19 protein-coding genes are annotated in these 17,820 nt (G+C 65.0%); 6 read left to right on the top strand and 13 right to left on the bottom strand.

What is annotated here, in order from left to right:
- Nucleotides 1–53: 53 nt before the first annotated feature.
- Together FZI91_RS12910 and FZI91_RS12905 are read left to right on the top strand one after the other, a co-directional pair.
- Entirely contained in the window at nucleotides 54–1,097 is a 1,044-nt protein-coding gene (locus FZI91_RS12910) for a polyprenyl synthetase family protein (protein ID WP_166548253.1), read from the top strand.
- Between the two features lie 118 nt (nucleotides 1,098–1,215).
- A complete protein-coding gene (locus FZI91_RS12905) occupies nucleotides 1,216–2,655 on the top strand; it encodes an alpha-(1->6)-mannopyranosyltransferase A (RefSeq protein WP_239001845.1) in 1,440 nt (479 codons plus the stop codon).
- Here the strand turns inward: FZI91_RS12905 and FZI91_RS12900 are convergent.
- On the bottom strand, nucleotides 2,652–3,056 hold the full coding sequence (locus FZI91_RS12900) for an Rv2175c family DNA-binding protein (RefSeq protein WP_155939369.1): 405 nt from the start codon (nucleotides 3,054–3,056) through the stop codon (nucleotides 2,652–2,654). The genes FZI91_RS12905 and FZI91_RS12900 overlap by 4 nt on opposite strands.
- A 105-nt stretch (nucleotides 3,057–3,161) precedes the next feature.
- Between FZI91_RS12900 and FZI91_RS12895 the strand changes: the two genes are divergently transcribed.
- Nucleotides 3,162–3,599, top strand: a complete 438-nt coding sequence (locus FZI91_RS12895) for an SRPBCC domain-containing protein (protein ID WP_155939368.1) — start codon at nucleotides 3,162–3,164, stop codon at nucleotides 3,597–3,599.
- 39 nt (nucleotides 3,600–3,638) lie between these two features.
- Complete coding sequence (locus FZI91_RS12890) at nucleotides 3,639–4,922, top strand: protein kinase domain-containing protein (protein WP_155939367.1); 1,284 nt, start codon at nucleotides 3,639–3,641, stop codon at nucleotides 4,920–4,922.
- Here the strand turns inward: FZI91_RS12890 and FZI91_RS12885 are convergent.
- The 7 genes from FZI91_RS12885 to FZI91_RS12855 all read right to left on the bottom strand — a co-directional run bounded on the left by FZI91_RS12885 (nucleotide 4,919) and on the right by FZI91_RS12855 (nucleotide 11,505).
- Entirely contained in the window at nucleotides 4,919–6,307 is a 1,389-nt protein-coding gene (locus FZI91_RS12885; protein ID WP_162526370.1) for a class II 3-deoxy-7-phosphoheptulonate synthase, read from the bottom strand. The genes FZI91_RS12890 and FZI91_RS12885 overlap by 4 nt on opposite strands.
- Nucleotides 6,308–6,354: 47 nt before the next feature.
- Complete coding sequence (locus FZI91_RS12880; RefSeq protein ID WP_162526369.1) at nucleotides 6,355–6,870, bottom strand: polyadenylate-specific 3'-exoribonuclease AS; 516 nt, start codon at nucleotides 6,868–6,870, stop codon at nucleotides 6,355–6,357.
- Nucleotides 6,871–6,879: 9 nt separating this feature from the next.
- Nucleotides 6,880–8,163 carry a glycosyltransferase 87 family protein gene (locus FZI91_RS12875; RefSeq protein WP_155939366.1) on the bottom strand — a complete coding sequence of 428 codons (1,284 nt, stop codon included), beginning with the start codon at nucleotides 8,161–8,163 and terminating at the stop codon, nucleotides 6,880–6,882.
- 89 nt (nucleotides 8,164–8,252) lie between these two features.
- On the bottom strand, nucleotides 8,253–8,984 hold the full coding sequence (locus tag FZI91_RS12870; RefSeq protein ID WP_155939365.1) for a 1-acyl-sn-glycerol-3-phosphate acyltransferase: 732 nt from the start codon (nucleotides 8,982–8,984) through the stop codon (nucleotides 8,253–8,255).
- Nucleotides 8,985–9,399: 415 nt separating this feature from the next.
- On the bottom strand, nucleotides 9,400–9,798 hold the full coding sequence (locus FZI91_RS12865; RefSeq protein WP_162526368.1) for a hypothetical protein: 399 nt from the start codon (nucleotides 9,796–9,798) through the stop codon (nucleotides 9,400–9,402).
- Complete coding sequence (locus FZI91_RS12860) at nucleotides 9,795–11,075, bottom strand: ArsA family ATPase (protein ID WP_155939364.1); 1,281 nt, start codon at nucleotides 11,073–11,075, stop codon at nucleotides 9,795–9,797. The genes FZI91_RS12865 and FZI91_RS12860 overlap by 4 nt, the downstream gene beginning before the upstream one ends.
- Complete coding sequence (locus FZI91_RS12855; protein WP_162526366.1) at nucleotides 11,065–11,505, bottom strand: SRPBCC family protein; 441 nt, start codon at nucleotides 11,503–11,505, stop codon at nucleotides 11,065–11,067. Before FZI91_RS12855 ends, FZI91_RS12860 begins: the two co-directional genes overlap by 11 nt.
- Nucleotides 11,506–11,587: 82 nt before the next feature.
- Between FZI91_RS12855 and FZI91_RS12850 the strand changes: the two genes are divergently transcribed.
- Nucleotides 11,588–12,016 carry a nitroreductase family deazaflavin-dependent oxidoreductase gene (locus FZI91_RS12850; protein ID WP_155939362.1) on the top strand — a complete coding sequence of 143 codons (429 nt, stop codon included), beginning with the start codon at nucleotides 11,588–11,590 and terminating at the stop codon, nucleotides 12,014–12,016.
- On the opposite strand, the gene FZI91_RS12845 is transcribed toward FZI91_RS12850, so the two are convergent.
- On the bottom strand, nucleotides 12,017–12,412 hold the full coding sequence (locus FZI91_RS12845; protein WP_155939361.1) for a polyketide cyclase / dehydrase and lipid transport: 396 nt from the start codon (nucleotides 12,410–12,412) through the stop codon (nucleotides 12,017–12,019).
- Between the two features lie 11 nt (nucleotides 12,413–12,423).
- Nucleotides 12,424–12,618: a hypothetical protein gene (locus FZI91_RS12840; RefSeq protein ID WP_155939360.1), complete on the bottom strand. Its 195-nt coding sequence runs from the start codon at nucleotides 12,616–12,618 to the stop codon at nucleotides 12,424–12,426.
- A 96-nt stretch (nucleotides 12,619–12,714) separates the two neighbouring features.
- On the opposite strand from FZI91_RS12840, the gene FZI91_RS12835 reads away from it, so the two are divergent.
- The gene (locus tag FZI91_RS12835; protein ID WP_162526365.1) at nucleotides 12,715–14,529 is read left to right on the top strand and encodes a long-chain fatty acid--CoA ligase; all 1,815 of its coding nucleotides are present in this window, start codon (nucleotides 12,715–12,717) and stop codon (nucleotides 14,527–14,529) included.
- 48 nt (nucleotides 14,530–14,577) lie between these two features.
- On the opposite strand, the gene FZI91_RS12830 is transcribed toward FZI91_RS12835, so the two are convergent.
- The 3 genes from FZI91_RS12830 to FZI91_RS12820 all read right to left on the bottom strand — a co-directional run bounded on the left by FZI91_RS12830 (nucleotide 14,578) and on the right by FZI91_RS12820 (nucleotide 17,814).
- Nucleotides 14,578–15,735 (bottom strand): glycosyltransferase family 4 protein, encoded by a 1,158-nt coding sequence (locus tag FZI91_RS12830; protein WP_162526364.1) that lies wholly within the window; start codon nucleotides 15,733–15,735, stop codon nucleotides 14,578–14,580.
- Between the two features lie 20 nt (nucleotides 15,736–15,755).
- Nucleotides 15,756–16,919 carry a hypothetical protein gene (locus FZI91_RS12825; protein WP_162526413.1) on the bottom strand — a complete coding sequence of 388 codons (1,164 nt, stop codon included), beginning with the start codon at nucleotides 16,917–16,919 and terminating at the stop codon, nucleotides 15,756–15,758.
- A 160-nt stretch (nucleotides 16,920–17,079) separates the two neighbouring features.
- Complete coding sequence (locus FZI91_RS12820; protein WP_155939358.1) at nucleotides 17,080–17,814, bottom strand: hypothetical protein; 735 nt, start codon at nucleotides 17,812–17,814, stop codon at nucleotides 17,080–17,082.
- Nucleotides 17,815–17,820: the final 6 nt, after the last annotated feature.

Below are 17,820 nucleotides of genomic sequence, written 5' to 3'. Positions count from 1 at the left end.
CCCCGCTGAGTGTCAACGTAGCCGCTGCCAATGCCCGGCACCTGACCGATGCGGTGAGCGACCAACTGAGCCAATTCCTGGCCGAATGCCGCGATCACACCGCCCATATCGGACCGAACTACGAGCATGCGATCTCCGCCCTGGATCGGTTCGTGTTGCGTGGCGGCAAGAGGCTGCGCCCGGCGTTCGCGTACTGGGGCTGGCGGGCCGTCACCGACGACCCCGACCCGTGGAACCCCGCGGTGCTGCGGGTGTGCGCGGCCTTCGAACTGCTCCATACCTGCGCGCTCATCCACGATGACGTCATCGACAGCTCGGCCACCCGGCGCGGCGAGCCCACCATCCACGTCGAGTTCGCGGCCCTGCACCGGCATAACGGGTGGTCCGGCTCTCCCGAACAATTCGGGATATCTGCCGCGATCCTCCTCGGTGACCAGGCGCTCACCTGGGCCGACGACATGGTGGTCGGCGCCCAGCTGTCTGCCCAGGCACATGCGCGGGTGCGGGCAGTGTGGTCGATGCTGCGCAGCGAGTTGCTCGGCGGTCAATATTTGGACATTCTGTCCGAATCTTCGGGAGACGAGTCCGTCGAAACCGCCTTGCGGGTAATCCGATTCAAGACCGCCGGCTACACGGTGCAGCGACCGCTGCAGCTCGGCGTCGCGATCGCCACCGAGAACCCGGAAATCTCGGGGCTTCTCGGTGACATCGGCCTCGATATCGGCGTCGCGTTTCAGCTTCGCGACGACGTGCTGGGGGTTTTCGGCGACCCGAAGGTTACCGGGAAACCCGCCGGGGATGACCTACGTTCCGGAAAGCGCACCGTGCTGCTGGCCGAGGCTCTTCGACTGGCGCGCATCAATGACAGCGCCGCCGAGGATCTGCTGCACTCCTGGATCGGCACCCCGCTCACCGACCAGCAAGTCGCCGAAATGTGTTCACTGATAGTCGACTTGGGCGCTGTCGCGGCAGTGGAAGCCCGCATCGAAGAGCACACGCACCGCGCACTGGACCAGCTGGCAAGCGCCGAGATCGCCGACGACGCCCGTGCCGCGCTGTCGGATCTCGTCCGACTGGTATCGCACCGGAGCGCATGACCACGTGAGCACATCATCGAAGGCATTGGAGCCCCCCAGCAAGAGCCGAGACAGCTGGGCGGCCGGCTTCCTGCACGCCCCTGCCGGCCGCGCAGCCATCACCGGATTCGGCGGCGCCATGCTCATCGCCATCGGCGGATTGGGCGCGGGCAGCACCCGACAGCACGATCCGCTGCTGGAATCCTTCGGACTGTCCTGGCTGCGTTTCGGCCACGGGCTGGTGGTGTCCTCGATCACGATGTGGCTCGGGGTGGCCCTCATGTTGATGGCCTGGCTCGGCCTCGGCCGACACGTCATCGCGGGCAAAGTGACCAAGGAGTCTCTCTTCGTCGTCATCCCCTGTTGGCTGCTGCCGTTGCTAGCCTCGGTGCCGGTCTTCAGCCGCGACGCCTATTCCTATCTCGCGCAGGGTGCGCTGCTCCGCGACGGATTAGATCCGTATCTGGTGGGTCCGGTCGAGAACCCGAATGCGTTGCTGGAGAACGTCAGTCCGATCTGGTCCACCACCACCGCCCCCTATGGGCCGCTGTTCTTACTGATCGCGCGATTCGTCACCCAAATCGTCGGTGATGACGTGGTGGCGGGAACCATGCTGCTGCGATTGTGCATGCTGCCCGGGCTGGCGCTGCTGGTATGGGCGACACCCCGCGTCGCAAAGTTCTTCTCAACCAACGCCAGTATGGCGTTGTGGATCTGCGCGCTCAATCCGCTGGTGATCATCCACCTCATGGGCGGTGTGCACAACGAAATGCTGATGGTCGGTCTCATGATGGCCGGCATCGCACTCACCCTTGAGCGCCACCATGTTTGGGGTATCGCGGTGGTTGCACTGGGGGTGGTGGTCAAGGCCAGCGCCGGCCTAGCCCTTCCGTTCCTGGTATGGATCTGGATGCGTCGCCTGACCACAGATCACGGTGACGGCGTGCCGCCGCGCCGCCCTTCGGTAGCATTCGCGCTCGCCTCGACCGGTTCGGTGGCGATCTCGGTCACGGTGTTCGCCCTCATGTCCTGGATCACCGGCGTCGGGTTCGGATGGCTCACCGCATTTGCGGGATCCGCTGTGAAGATCGTCAATTGGCTCACCGTGCCGACCGCCGTCGCCAACGTGATCAATGTCTTCGCGGGCCTATTCGTGACCGTCAATTTCGATGCCGTGCTGGAGGTCACGCGCATCATCGGCGTCATGGTCATCGCGCTCAGCCTGCCGGTGGTGTGGTGGCGACACCGCCACAACGAACGCGACGCCATGCTCGGGATCCTATGGGCAATGGCGATCGTGGTGCTCATGGCGCCCGCCGCATTGCCGTGGTACTACAGCTGGCCACTTGCGGTCGCGGCGCCGCTGACCCAATCTCGGGCCGCCATCGCCGCCATCGCAGGGTTCTCCACCTGGATCATGGTGATCTTCAAACCCGATGGCTCCCACGGCATGTACGTATGGATCCATGTGCTGATCGCCGCTACCTGCGCAGCAATCGCCTGGCGGATGATCAACACCGCACCCGAACCGCAGGATCCGGACGCACCGAAGGCGTCTGTCCCCGCACCGGCCGGCTAGTAGGCCATCGCCTGCGCCCGGCGCAGCACTTCCCGCGCCTGATGCCCGTGTAACGCGTCGACCGGGCGGGCCGCCTCGATGCGTTCGGTGGTGCCATCGCGGGTCACCGTGAGCGACTCATCACCGGTGAACAACCAGCGCATGATTTCGGGCTCGTGGAAGCCGCCGTCCCGCAGCACCGACAACAGCCCGAACAAATGCTTCACCACGGGGCCGTCGACGCTGAAAAAGATGACAGGAACCTTGATTTCGCCATCGCGTTTCACGGCAATCAGCTCACCGTCGCGCAGATACTGCTGAACCTTGTTCACCGGGAGCCGAAGGCGGGCGGCCACCTCTTTGAGGGTGAACAGCGGCTCATCGACGTCAAGTGTGTCGGCGACAAACGGAATTGAGCTCATAACAAAAGACGGTAGTCGTCCCGCGCGCCAACCTCGGCCAAAAATGGCCTCCGGGTGTGGTGACGCGCGTAACCTCGGACCGAACCACACGGCGAGAGGCGCGACTTGACTTCAGGCGACCCGACATCGATCACGTTCACCGAGTTTTACCCCCACCCCGTCGAAAAAGTCTGGGAAGTCCTCGTCTCGCTGGAACTGGTCGCCTCACAGGTGAACGAGGTCAGCGATACGCCAGTTGAGGTCGGACAGACACGCGTCATCGTCACCCATCCCCAACCCGCGGTCGGATTCGACGGCGTCGTTACCACCACGTACACGAGCGTGGTGCCCAATGAGCACATCGAGCAGGTGTTGAGCGCCCCCGGAATCGAAGTGACGTCCCGCTGGAACCTGCTGCCGGAGCCCGGCGGCACCCGGCTCCGCGTCACCTACGGCCGGTTCGACCCGACCATTCCCCTGCACCGTCAATGGCGAACGATGCTGTTTTCGGGAGCTGGGCCGATCCTTCTCTCCCTTCGCGAAATGCTCGACGAGCGGCATTGACGGACGGGGACCACGGCGTCACTCGATACCATCAATGCGATGACATCGCCCAAGTCCCCGACGCACCGCATCGATCCGATGGTCGGCGCGGTGCTCGACAGTCGGTACCGCATCGAGGCTCCGATCGCGACGGGTGGGATGTCCACCGTGTACCGCGGGTTGGATACCCGGCTGGACCGCCCTGTCGCGGTGAAGGTGATGGACAGCCGATACGCCTCCGACACCGGGTTCCTCGCTCGCTTCCGGCTTGAGGCCCGCGCAGTCGCACGGCTGCATCACCCCGGCCTGGTGGCGGTCTTCGACCAGGGCATGGACGGCAAGCACCCGTTCCTGGTGATGGAGCTCGTTGACGGGGGCACCCTGCGAGAGCTGCTGCGTGAGCGCGGCCCCATGCCACCTCACGCGGTCGCCGCGGTGTTCCACCCGTTGCTGAGCGGCCTGGCGGTGGCACACCGGTCCGGACTGGTGCACCGCGACGTCAAACCCGAGAATGTGCTGATCTCCGATGACGGCGATGTCAAACTCGCCGACTTCGGGCTGGTGCGTGCCGTCGCTGAAGCCGGAATCACGTCTACCAGCGTGATCCTGGGAACCGCGGCATACCTATCCCCTGAACAGGTGCGCACTGGATCTGCGGGCCCACGTAGCGACGTCTACTCGACGGGCATCCTGATGTACGAATTACTCACCGGTTCAACACCATTCACTGGAGACACGCCGCTGGCGCTCGCCTATCAGCGCATCGATCGTGACGTGCCCGCGCCTAGCGAGGCGATCGACGGCGTCCCCGAGGAATTCGATGAGCTGGTGTTGCGTGCCACCTCCCGGGACCCCGATGCCCGCTACGCCGACGCCGCACAGATGGGTGCCGAACTGCAGGCGATCGCCCGCGACTTACAGCTGCCGGCCTTCCGAGTGCCCGCCCCGAAGGACTCCAAACAGCATGTCGCCGAACAGCTGTACCGCAGCCGGCTGATAGACCCGACCGGCGGCACCACCGGCAACCTCAGCGCCCCGGGCAAATTGGATGCCGCCGATACCGCCTCGGCCGCGGCCGCCCTGGGTGTTTCGCCACGCCCCAAGGTGCCCAACCCCACGCGAATGATGGACCCGGTGCCCGCGTACGACCCCGGATACGGCAGCGAATATGACGAATCGCCTGAGTCGCCCTTCTTCGCCGATGTCGACGACTCGGACTACCGGTACGAACGTCAGCAGAGCCGCCGGGCGATCTTCATGTGGCTAGTGATCCTGCTCATCGTCACCAGCTCGGTGGCGGCGGGATGCTGGTCACTGGGCGCCAACATCACCCACCTGTTCTAGTCCCTGAGCATCTCCGCGACGAGGAACGCCAGCTCCAGCGATTGCTGGGTATTGAGTCGGGGATCGCATGCCGTCTCGTAACGTCCGGCCAGGTCATCATCCGAAATATCCTGTGCCCCACCAAGACATTCGGTGACGTTCTCACCGGTGATCTCGACGTGAATGCCACCGGGATGTGTACCGAGGGCGTTGTGCACCTCGAAGTAGCCCTGCACCTCATCGACGATCCGGTCGAAATGCCGCGTCTTGTAACCGCTGGGTGACTCATGGGTGTTGCCATGCATCGGATCGCACTGCCAGACCACCTGATGGCCGGTCGCCTGCACCTTCTCGATGATGGGTGGAAGCAGGTCGCGCACCTTTGAGTTGCCCATCCGCGAAACGAATGTCAGGCGACCCGGCTTGTTGTGCGGGTCAAGGCGTTCCACGTACTCGACGGCCTGATCGGGCGTGGTCGTGGGACCGATCTTCATCCCGATCGGGTTAGCGATGATCTCGGCGAAGGCCACGTGCGCGTGGTCGAGCTGTCGGGTGCGGTCGCCGATCCACAGGTAGTGGGCCGACAGGTCGTACAGCGCGGGCTCACCGTTCTCGTCTTCACCCAGGCGCAGCATCGCGCGCTCGTAGTCGAGCACCAATGCCTCGTGGCTGGCGTAGATCTCGGCGGTGTCCAGATTCGAATCCGCCACACCGCAGGCGCTCATGAACTTCAGCCCACGGTCGATCTCCGAGGCCAGCGCCTCGTATCGGGCTCCGGCCGGCGAGGTGCGGACGAATTCGCGGTTCCAGTCGTGCACCAAGGCCAGCGAGGCCATCCCCGAGCCCGTCACCGCGCGCATCAGGTTCATCGCGGCGCTGGCATTGGCGTAGGCGCGCACCAGGCGCGACGCGTCGTGCTCACGCAGCGCGGCGTCCGGGGCAAAACCGTTCACCATGTCGCCGCGGTAGGACCTCAATCCGAGCGCGTCGGTGTCCGAGCTGCGCGGCTTGGCGTACTGGCCGGCGATACGGGCCAGCTTCACCACCGGCATGCTGGACCCGTATGTCAGCACCACCGCCATCTGCAGCAGGGCGCGGATATTGGCCCGGATATGCGGCTCGGTGTTATCGGCGAAGGTCTCGGCGCAGTCGCCGCCCTGCAGCAGAAATGCCTCACCACGCGCCACCTGCGCCAACTGGCGCTGCAAACGCTGAATCTCCGCCGGAACGGTGATCGGGGGCACGCTTTCCAGCACCGTCCGCATGGCAGCGGCCTGATCTGCGGGCCAGCTCGGCTGCTGAGCAGCAGGTTTGGCGAGCGCAGCATCCAGGCGCTGACGCAGATCGGCCGGGAGCGGTGGCAACTCCGGCAATTGGTCGATGGGGACGTCGACTGTCCAGTTCACGAACCCATCTTAACCGTGCCTAATAGACGGATTTCTTGTCCCGGAGATTAAGCAAGCGGTGAGCCGGGAGGAACCATCGCGTGGTAGCGCAGCATGTTGTACCGGGCGTCCACCAGTGCATCGTGGGAGTCGGTGGGCCGTTTTGGCATGACAGGCCGGCCCTGGTCGTACCACAGCTGCTTGATCTCCAGCGTGAACCGCGGGATGGGCTGCGGGAGCGCCGTCATCGACCCCCACAGCTGGCAGAGCGCCACATGGTCGTAGGCGCCCACCCACGCCCATAGCTCAATGGGGTCCGCCGGGCCCGATCTAGGGCCCGAGCCGCCCAGGCCGAGAAACTCGGCCAGATCGTCACGGATCTGGCCACGGGATCGCCACAGCGGGGACGACAGCGCGGGCAGCTTGGGCAACACGTTCTGGCGCACCCAGGGGCCTGCCCGTTCCGGATCGAAGGCGGTGGAGACGGCGTAATACTCACGGCCGTCCTCGCAGACCATCCCGATCGAGATCAGATCGATGGTGCGACCGTCGTCGATGAACTCGGTGTCGTAGAAGAAGCGCACGCCGGCCGCCTAGTTGTGCGCCGGGGAGGCCGGCGCGAGCTCACTGGTCGACGCCGATTTATCCTCGCGTTCAACATCATTCGCTTCCGGTCGCTCTCGCCGCAGCCAGATCCAACTAGCGACCAACACCCCAAGGTGGACGAACACATAGAGGCCCGGGATCAAGTCGTTCAAGATGCCGCCGGGCCGCAGCGTCAACGCCCCGGAGTCTGGTGTCTTCCCACTCAGGCTAGTGAACCACGCCGCGAACACCACGCTGAACACCCACATCGTGGCCGCGGATGCCCTTTTGCCCAGCACATAACCCCGGTAAGCCAGGTGAACGACGAGCGGCACGAACCACACCCAGTGATGGCTCCAGCTGAACGGCGAGGCCGCCGCCGAGGCCATACCCACGATGGAGATCGCCAGCAGTAGCTGACCGCGCCGATAGGCCATCGCGGCGATCGCCAGGCTAGCCACCAGCACCAGCGCCGACAGCACAGTGGCCGTCCCGGCCGAGAGATCCAACCGCAGGAACAGGCCGCTGAGGCTGGTGCTCGCGGTGGGGTCGCGGGTAATGCGGCTGATCTTCTCGAAGGCGCGCTCTACCCAGTAGTAGTGCGAGGCCGACGGCAAGAAGACGAACCCTAGACCGATGGTGGCGATCAATGTGGCCGTGGCGACGACCGCCGCACGAATCCGTCCCACCACGAACAGAAAGACGATGAAGATCATCGGTGTCAGTTTGATGCCGGCCACGATGCCGATGCCGATCCCGGCCAGCTTCCACCGTTTGGGGGCCAGCATGTCCGTCACCACCAGGGCCAGGATGAGCAGGTTGATCTGGCCCAGCTGAATCGACAGCCGTACCGGCTCCAGCCAGGACACCAGACCCACCAGAAGGGCCAACAGTCCCCACATCCCGGCCTTGGCGGATACGCCCAACCAGGTCAACATGCGCCACACCGAGTAGATGAGCAGCGCCGGGAACACGATGAGCGCAAGGACCTGCGCGGTGAAGTCGGTGATAAAGGCCAACGGGGTGAATACCAAGGCCGCGAACGGGGTGTAGGTGAACAGCAGGTCGTCAAGCTCGCCGTTGCGGCCTATCGAGTACAGATCCAGACCATCCAGGACGCGCACGCCGCCGAACCGGTAGACCAACACATCGATCTGCAGCGCGTACGTCGGCCAGTGCACGAAGACGAGCACATGCAGCAACAGCGCGACCGCGAGGACGAGCGGCCCACCCCACGTGATCCATCTCGCGACACGACGAGCGGAGCCATCCGCGACGGTGGTTTCGGTCATGAATTCGGCACGCCCTCGCATCTCTCAGTTAGCCCGCGGGTGGCCTCAAGACTAGCGGTACCGGCGCGGATAGCTGACCGACACCGGGCTTAACCGGCGGCGCTCTCCGGGATGCGGTCTGGCTGTTCAGAGGATTCTGTGGGCTTGGCTGTGTCTTCCTTGAGCGAGGCCGCATAGATGTCGACGTACTCCTGACCCGACAGCTGCATCAGTTCATACATCACCTCATCGATGACGGCACGTTCGATGAAGCGGTTACCGGCCATCCCATCGAAACGCGAGAAGTCCAACGGCTTACCGATTTTCACGGTCACCTTGGCGAAGTGCCAGCGAGCGGTTCCCGGGGGGTTCATCACGTCGGTGCCGACCATGGCGATGGGGATGACCGGCGCCCCGGTCTCCATCGCCATCCGGGCCAAACCGGTCTTGCCCTTGAAGAGCCGACCGTCCGGAGACCGCGTGCCCTCCGGGTAGATGCCCAGTAGCTTGCCCTCACCGAGTAGACGCTTGGCAGTGCTCAACGCATTTTGGGCCGCATCGGCGCTGGTGCGGTCGATAGGCACCTGCCCCGCGCCACTAAAGAATGAGCGCTTGAGCCAGCCCTTGAATCCGGGTTCGGTGAAGTACTCGCTCTTGGCCAGGAAGGTCACCCGGCGACGCATCACCAGGCACAAGTAGAAACTGTCGACCACAGCCAGGTGGTTGCCCGCCAGGATCACCGGGCCCGAGGTTGGGATGTGCTCCATCCCTTCCACTTTCGGGCGGCCCAGAAGCTGCAGGATCGGCCCCATGAAGACGAACTTCAGCAGCCAATAGAACATCGCGCATCCTCTCCCGTTCCCCATCCCGGATCCAGTGAACTCCCTGGGGCTGGCGCCGAGCTTACCCTCGGCGCCGGCGAAACTCCGTGGACTGTCTAAGGTCCCGCGCACTCGCGTGCCGGGGATGCCGGAAGAGTTCGTCGACGGCGAATTCGTAGCGGTGGGCGATGCCTTCTCACCGGACTGGGCGCACGAGGCGCGGGACGTGATCTGCTCGCACATCGGGCCCTATCGGCACGACCGCTCGACATGGACCAAACGCTTCTGCTGGGCCTGGTCGAGACCTACGACGCAGGCTCGGACGAGCAGCACCGCGCCAACCCTGTGGTCGGCCGAGCCCGCCCTGCCGATGCTCCGAGTCGGGTCGCAATGGGACACGGTGTCCCGGAAGCAGTTTGAGGTGCTCGCGACCGGATCACTCGTCGATGTCGACCGGGATGGGCTGATACCCCGTCGATTGCGAGCTCGGCGGTGCCGGTGGAAACGGGCTCTGGTAACCGCCACCTGGACCGTCGCCGTCGGGGTCATCGGGACCGGCCGGATTGCCCGTCCCCTGTGCCTCCAGCATGGCCCGCACCACCATCACTAACGCGAGGCTGTGCTCGGCGATGGTCGCCAACAGCGGATGGTGTTCGCCCTCGACGAGTGCCGCCAGCGCACACACCGGACAGAACAGCTGATTGCACTTTCCACCGCCCGCGCTGCCGTCGCCAGGGGCGCGTGCTGCCTGCCGCAGCGCCGGGTCGAGCTTGTCGAGAATCGAGGCGGCCATCGCCCGCAGCTCGGGGCCGAGCTCCGGATGAGTATCCGTCACGTCGGCCACACCTCCGGATCCGCTCTAAACCGTATGGTCAGCTCGCCACCGACGAGCCGGGCATCGACAACCACACAGCGCCGCAGCACGGAGGCCAGCCGGACCCGCCGGCGCATCCCGTTTGCGCCGATGACCAGGTCATCTCCCACCCTGCCTAGGCTTAACGTGGCCGGGTCGATCTGCGGTAACTCTAGCCGTAGCCGATAGACGGTGTCGGCCCCGGATCCCGATTCGTGCTCGACGACGGTCGCCAGCGGGGCTGGCGGCTTGGCCCCGTCGCGACGCCGCACCAGATCGGCCAGTTCGCCGAGGGCTTCCGGACCGATCGGTTCGCGCGGCAGATGCGGGACCAGCAGCATCTCCACATCCCCCACCGCCTGCCCCAGCTCATCGAGAACGGCACGTTGGTCGGCGATGCGCTGCATGTACCAGTCGAATGCCGGATGAGCCGGCAGGTTGTGATACTCGTACGAATCATCCTGAATGAGAACCTGATTGACGATCACCTGGTCGATGCGCACACCCATCAGCGCCAGCGCTCCCAGGGTGCGGATGGCCTCGGCCACCACCACCCTTTCGGGAGTCAGCACAAGATGTGCGCCCACCCGATCAGCGTCGGAGAGCAGGCCGGCGAGCCGATCCGCCGACGCCGCAACACGTTCCAACAGTTCGGCCAGGATCAGGGCGCGCGGCGACCCGATGCCGCTAAGTCGACGATGCCGCGGCCAGGCCCGTTCCAGGTACACCGCGAAGGTTCCGGGCAGGGTCAGCATGCGCAACGCGTCGGCCGTCGAGGCGCAGTCGACAACCACGACATCCCATTCGCCCGTCTCGGCCAGCTGTTGTACCTCGTGCAGCCCCAGCATCTCCTGCACTCCGGGTAACGCGGAAAGCTCTTCGGGGGCAAGCGAACCGATATCGGATTCGGGATACTGCACGGCGATCGTCTCGGCGATATCGCCCCAGCGCCGCTCCAACAGGCCCAGAGTGTCCAGCGCCATCACGTCGAGCTGGCCCCCGTACGGGTCCTCGAGCACCCGCACACAATGAGCGCCCGGCGAGGGGTCGACCCGAACACCGAACACGTCACCGAGGGAATGCGCCTGGTCGGTGGATACCGCGAGCACCCGCTGCCCGGCACGGGCATAGCGCACGGCGGTGGCTCCGGCCAGCGTCGACTTACCCACGCCCCCCTTGCCGACGAAGAGACCGATGGTGGCTGTCAACGGTGATTCGACATCTGGGCGCGGCGCCGCGTCGACGTCGCTAGCGGTCAGATTCGACTCGCTTCTTCAGGTCCTTGAGCGCGGAATCGGTGATCTTGCGTTCGGCCTTGCGCTTGAGCATTCCGATCATCGGGATCTGAAGGTCGACCGCGAGCTCATAGGTCACCTCGGTGCCAGACCCCTTGGGCGCCAAAAGGTATGTCCCTTCTAGCGAACGCAACAGGGAACTTTCCGCCAGGGTCCAGGTGACCTTTCGGCCGTCCGGGGCCCACACATACTCGAGGACCTGGGTGTCCTTGAGAACTCCTGCGTCCAACACCAACCGGGCGCGCTTGACCCTGCCCTCGGAGTCGGTGTCGAGCACCTCGGTTTCCTTGTACTCCGACACCCATTCCGGGTAGGCGCCGATATCGGCGATCACCGCCATCACCTTGCCGGGTTCGGCATCGATGGCAATCGTTTGGGTAGTCTTCTCAGCCACCTGACAGACGCTACCCTTCTCATTGGCGCTCGGATACTCCCATCCTGGCATTTCGCTACAGCCTCCCAAAGGAGAGACGCCCATGAGCCGTCTAGTGGCCAAGATCCTCGGGGTGCACCAGAACGTCTACATCGCGTCGAAAGGCTATCTGGGACATCATGTTCCTGGGATGGCCCCCAGCCTGCTGCTGACTTCGATAGGCGCCAAGACCGGCGCGCAGCGCATCAACTCGCTGACCTACGCAAAGGACGGCGACAATCTCCTCATCGTGGCATCGAACGGCGGCGCGCGGCGCAATCCCGCCTGGTACCACAACCTGAGAACCCATCCTGACGTGCAAGTGCAGCTCGGCCGAGACAAACGTCGCGTTCGCGCCACCGCGCTGCTGCCCGGCGACACGGATTACGAGCGGCTATGGAAGTTGGCTGACACCAACAACTCTGGCCATTACAGCGCCTACCAGCGGGCGACCTCCCGACCCATTCCGCTGGTCGTACTCTCGCCGGCCTGATCAGGCGCTGGGCACCCGCGACTCGCCGATGGGCCGAGTGGCCTCGAGCTGCTGCTTGATCCCGAACGCAAACCGCTTGCCGACGATGCGACGGGCGTGATTGAGCTTGGCCAGATTCAGCTTGGCAACCTGCGCGGCGCTGGCGCCCGAGGGCTCGGCGTGCAGGAAGTAGTGCACGATCGCGCCGTCCAACACGGGCTGGAGCCACACCTCCATGGTGCCCGTCAGCGGCCCGGCCACCGTCCACCGGATGCCCTTCTCCGCGCGCTCCTCGACGACGTTGAGCTGCAGGTCAGGCCACCAGCGGCGCCAATCCGTGGAGTTGGAGATGACTCGGCCGATGTCCACGGGATCTGCCGCGATAAAGGTCTGGTCGGCGACCTGGATGCTGTTCATCGCGCACTAGCTTATGCACCCGAGAAAACCACCGTGTTTCCGTCTGGGTCGATCAGCATCAAGATCCGGAACGAACTCGTCGGCTGCGGCCCGGCACGCTCCGAGTCGGCCCACACCTGGACGCCAAACGTGCAGGCCAAGCGCCATTTGACCGCGGCGTCCAGATCCGCGACGGTCATCTGCGCCAACAGTCGCCGTATCTCCATACGAGGTATGGCTAGTTCGCCGCCGAGAGTTGATCGATGCCGACCGAATTGGGGCAACGGGTCCGACGATCTGCAGGCCGCGACTAGTCTGAGCCGGTGCGAGAGTTCAGCGTTCCTGCCCCATTCCCTGTCGAGGACAACGCGTCGGTTGTTCATGCCGTCTACGACTACGAGCGTGAAGACCCCAACCAAGCGGTGTTCTCCCGCCTCGTCGACGGCACCTGGACGCCCGTCACCTACGCGGAGGCCGCGGCGCAGATTCGCGCGGTAGCCAACGGCCTGATCGCCAAGGGCGTGGCGCCCGGGGACCGGGTAGCGCTGATCTCAGCGACACGCTACGAGTGGACGGTCATCGACTACGCAATCCTGTCGATCGGTGCCATCACCGTGCCGATCTACGAGACTTCAGCGGCAGATCAGGTCAGGTGGGTACTGCAGGATTCCGCCGCGGTCGCACTGTTCGTGGAAACCGATTCACACGCCAAGATCGCCGAACAACTGGCACCCGAACTGCCCAACCTGCGCACCGTCTTTCACATCGCCACCTCCGGCGCGCCGGCCGCCGTCGACGAGCTCACCGAAGCCGGCGCCGGAGTGGACCCCGCAGAGCTCACCAGCCGGCTCGCCGCCATTAAGGCCACCGATCCCGCGACGCTCATTTACACCTCGGGAACCACCGGACGTCCGAAGGGCTGCCAGCTCACCCACTCCAACCTGGTGTACGAAACCCGCGGCGCGCGTGCCGTTTTCCCCGACTATCTACAGAAGGGCAGCAGGACGCTGATCTTCCTGCCGCTGGCGCATGTGCTGGCGCGCGGTATCGCGATGGCCTGCCTGCAGTCCAAGGTCACCGTCGGATTCACCAGCGATATCAAGACGCTGGTGCCGACGTTCGGGGTCTTCAAGCCGACGTTTATCGTCTCGGTCCCCCGCATCTTCGAGAAGGTGTACAACACCGCCCGGCAGAACGCCCAGAACGACGGCAAGGGAAAGATTTTCGACACCGCCGCCGATACCGCGGTCGAGTACAGCCAGGCGCTGGATAACGGCGGCCCGGGCATTGTGTTGCGGGCCAAGCGTGCCGCCTTCGACAAACTGGTGTACGGCAAGCTGCGCGCAGCGCTGGGCGGTGAATGCGTGGCCTCGATCTCCGGCGGTGCCCCGCTGGGCGCCCGGTTGGGCCACTTCTACCGCGGCGTGGGCCTGACCATCTATGAGGGCTACGGCCTCACCGAGACAACGGCTGCTTGCGCGGTGAATGTCATCGGCGGTCTCAAGATCGGAAGCGTCGGAAGACCTTTGCCCGGCAATGCCGTCAAGATCGCCGATGATGGCGAGCTGTTGGTGTCCGGTGGCGTGGTATTCAGCGGATATTGGAACAACGACACCGCCACGGGCGAGTCGATCGTGGACGGTTGGTTCCACACCGGCGACCTCGGCGCGATCGATGAGGACGGCTTCGTCACCATCACCGGCCGGAAGAAGGAAATCATCGTCACCGCCGGTGGCAAAAACGTCGCACCCGCGGTGCTGGAGGATCATCTGCGCGCCCACCCATTGATCAGCCAGGCGATGGCCGTCGGCGACAAACAGCCGTTCATCGGCGCGCTGATCACGATTGATCCGGATGCGTTTGGCGGCTGGAAGTCGCGTAACGGCAAGCCGGATGCCGCCACCGTCGCCGACCTCACCGAAGACCCGGACCTGCTCGCCGAGATCGAAACGGCGGTGAAGGCCGCGAATCAGGTTGTGTCCCATGCCGAAGCGATCAAGAAGTTCCGGATCCTACCGGTCGATTTCACCGAAGCAACCGGCGAGATGACGCCGACGCTGAAGGTCAAGCGCAACGTCGTCGCCGAGAAGTTCGCGGCGGATATCGACGCGATCTATGCCGGAGCGCCCGCCGGCTAGTCGGTATCAGTCGAAAGGCCGCAAACGAAGCCGATCAGGCAGGACTGATCATTCTGGGCCGCTGACAAGTTCGGAGAATCGGGCGGCGTGGTGGTCCCATCGCCAATGATCGGTCACCCACGCGCGCCCGGCAGCCCCCATCATCGCGGCACGCGCCGGATCGTTCAGGATCTGGACAATCGCGTCGGTGATCTCCGGGACCGACCTGCCGTCGACGACGAGGCCCGTCTCGCCATCGCGCACGGTTTCCGGTGCGCCCCCGGAATTTCCGGCCACCACCGGAATACCGCAGGCCGACGCCTCCAGAAACACAATCCCCAGACCCTCGACATCGAGTCCCGCTCCGCGGGTACGACACGGCATCGCGAACACATCGCCCATCGCGTGATGTGCGGGCAGCTCCTCCCACGGCACGCCGCCGGTGAAGACCACGTTTTCCTCGACACCGACCCGATTAGCCAACGCGCGCAACGGCTCCGCGTACGGACCCCCGCCCACGATCACCAGCGCCGCGCCGTCCACCCGTTCCCGGATCGTCGGCAGCGCCTCGATAAGCATGTCTTGGCCCTTGCGGGGTACGAGACGGGAGACGCACACAATGGTCGGCCGGTCGCCGAGCCCGTAACGGCGCCGCAGTTCCTCGCGTGCCGCCGGGTCGGGCCGGAACCGTTCGGTGTCGACACCGGACGGCAGGTGCTCCAATGCGGCGTGCGGACCAAAGGCCGAGGCGAAGCGTCCCCGGGTGTAGCGGCTGACGTAGGTGATCACGTCGGCGCTCTCCCCGATCTGTCGCAGCGCAGACCGCGCCACCGGAAGCATCGACCAGCCCACCTCGTGCCCATGCGTACTGGCAGCCGTCACGGCGGCTCCGGCCGCCTTCGCCGCCGAGGACAACAGCGCCAGCGGCGCGGCCGCGCCGAACCACACCACATCGGAACGCTGCGACCTGATGAGATCCACCATGCGCTGGCGGACACCGGGCCCCGGAAGCATCAGCGAGGTCGGGTGACGCACCACCTGATAGTCGGCGGCGGCGTCGTAGCGCTCACACCCCTTCCACCGCGGTGCATAGACGGTGACCTCGTGCGATCCTGCCAAGCGGGTCACCAGCTCCTGCAGGTACGTTTGAATGCCCCCGGGCCTGGGGGGAAAATCGTTGGTGACCAACAGAATCCGCTGCCGCTGGCCACCAATGTGGAATGTCACAGTGATAAACCGTACTGGGCCTACCGCAGTGGGCGCGAGCCGAGCCAGCTCTGCCACTGGCGCACCAGCGTCGCCTCGTCCACGCCCAAGGCCCGCTGGATCGCCGCGGGCTGGGGGTCCGGCGCCAATTCGGCGCCATACCGGTACAGCTCCACCAGCGCGTGCTCGCCGAATGCCTCGGCCACATACTGCGCCACCGACCAGGCCTCCTCATACGCCTGCGTGCGATGCTCGCCGGGAGTATCGAGTTCCGCATCGGTGGGCAGATGATCCGGGACTCGCCCCACGGCAAGGGCTTTCGCTAATGTGGGCGCCGCATTCCGGAATGGAGTATCGCTGCCGCGGCGCCCGTTATAGTCAGCCACTCCCTCCACCAGCCACAGCGGAGCACGGTCACCGGTAAGCGCGCGGGCGGCCGCATGAAAGAGCTCGTGACGCAGCACCACGCGGAACTGGTCGGGCGGGAGCGCCGCCGCGCCGGGCGCGAAGATCACGCGCTGCCCCACCACAACTCCGCTGTCGACACGGTCGGCGACGGCCGCGGCGGCTATCCCCTCGGTGTGCTCACCGCCGACAAGTGCGGCGAATTCGGCATCGGATCCGGCCGCGATGAGCAGTACTCCCGCACGCCACTGCGCACCCCAGAACTGCGACAGCGACCCCAGCGCCCCGTCTACCTCGCCGGTCAGCCGTGGCACCACCGGCGAGCCGGGATGCCCGAGCACCACCACCTCGCGGTCTTGCACCCTAGTGCGCGTCTCCACCGCCGGAGCGAATTGCCAGGGCACGGCGATCGCGCTGGCATCGAATAGCCGCCAGTCACCTTGGTCATGCACCACAGCAACAGCGACCGGGCGCCGGACAGCAACCTTGTCCACCCCGCTGACCGCATAAAGAAGCGCGGCATCTAGTCGCCATTGTTGGTGCGGTACAATGGGATTCGCCGGAATTTCGGCCGCAAGACGGTACTCGAAGGTATCGGTTTTCAGACCCGCAAGATTCTCTTGCAGCCGCAGTTGAGCCTCGATGAACTTGGGTTTATCGGGGGCGATCACCGCCCGCAAAACCATGGGATCAGCGCTGCGTAGCGCCTCGGAGTACCGCGCCAACAATGCTCGAATCGACGTGCGCACGTCATTCGTCGGTGCGGCAGGCTGCGCTTCACACCCCCCGCACACAATCAGCAAAACCATCGCAATGAGCGATGACCTGCGTGCGCGCCGATAGTTACTCTTCTCGATCGTTCAACCTTCTCACCGATGACCGCACATTCCGAGTGCATGCAGAGACAAGATGGGTGTGAACTCGATGACAGTCGCCGAGCCGCGGTCGCCGGCGAGGCAGTTAGGCCGGGGCGGTCGCCGGCGACGGAAGTTCTGGCCCACCATTTCCCGGGCCTGCCGCCGGCACCTGCGGCGTTAGTTGCGAGGGTATTTGCGCGGCGATGGCAGGCCACGACATTGCCGCCGAGTCACCCCAGCGTTCGGAGTAGATACCGACCAGCAATCCCTCACCCGGCTGAGTAACGACGTACACCGGTGCACCGGAATCCCCAGGGTGTCCGGCGGCGCCGCTGATTGTGAACCAGCCGTCGTTGAGAGCCGAGATCTTGCCGCAGACCTGACCAGAAACCGAACCCATAAAACACACCGCGAGCCCGGGGTCTGGGTTTGCCCCCTGCGCCATCCGCAGGCGCGTTCCGTCGGGCATGGTGTTGGCAAGCTGGACCTGTGAACCGAACTGAATACCTGCGTAATCAGTAACCGAATCATCGCGAGCGACCGCGCCCACCTCGGTCGTGGATAGGTTGCGGCTCATCAGCACCACTTCCCCGATCAGGTTGCCCCGCACATCGGCCACTGAGCCCACGTCCGTGCATTGGCCCGCGGTGAAGCCGGTTCGAGTGACCGGATCGACGAAACTCAGGGTGCACTGGTCATGGCCCCGCACGATCGCCATGCCAGGGTAAGCGACCAGGGGCTCCGCCGTCGGTTCTGCCGTAGCGCGCGTAGAAGTAGCTGCACCGAAACAGCTGGTCGATACGACTAGTGCTGCGGCCATCGCCAGCCTGACAGCCATCACACC

This window comes from Mycobacteroides sp. CBMA 271, from assembly GCF_009729205.1.
Classification (GTDB): Bacteria; Actinomycetota; Actinomycetes; order Mycobacteriales; family Mycobacteriaceae; genus Mycobacterium.
This window is presented reverse-complemented; position numbering and strand designations above follow the sequence as displayed.

Coding starts and splice junctions, on each gene's coding strand:
- FZI91_RS12900 (WP_155939369.1), bottom strand. CDS start 3,056: ATGAGCTCAATTCCGTTTGTCGCCGACACACTTGACGTCGATGAGCCG.
- FZI91_RS12870 (WP_155939365.1), bottom strand. CDS start 8,984: ATGTTCTATTGGCTGCTGAAGTTCGTCTTCATGGGGCCGATCCTGCAG.
- FZI91_RS12820 (WP_155939358.1), bottom strand. CDS start 17,814: ATGGCTGTCAGGCTGGCGATGGCCGCAGCACTAGTCGTATCGACCAGC.
- FZI91_RS12850 (WP_155939362.1), top strand. CDS start 11,588: ATGAGCCGTCTAGTGGCCAAGATCCTCGGGGTGCACCAGAACGTCTAC.
- FZI91_RS12845 (WP_155939361.1), bottom strand. CDS start 12,412: ATGAACAGCATCCAGGTCGCCGACCAGACCTTTATCGCGGCAGATCCC.
- FZI91_RS12890 (WP_155939367.1), top strand. CDS start 3,639: ATGACATCGCCCAAGTCCCCGACGCACCGCATCGATCCGATGGTCGGC.
- FZI91_RS12905 (WP_239001845.1), top strand. CDS start 1,216: ATGCTCATCGCCATCGGCGGATTGGGCGCGGGCAGCACCCGACAGCAC.
- FZI91_RS12875 (WP_155939366.1), bottom strand. CDS start 8,163: ATGACCGAAACCACCGTCGCGGATGGCTCCGCTCGTCGTGTCGCGAGA.
- FZI91_RS12840 (WP_155939360.1), bottom strand. CDS start 12,618: ATGGAGATACGGCGACTGTTGGCGCAGATGACCGTCGCGGATCTGGAC.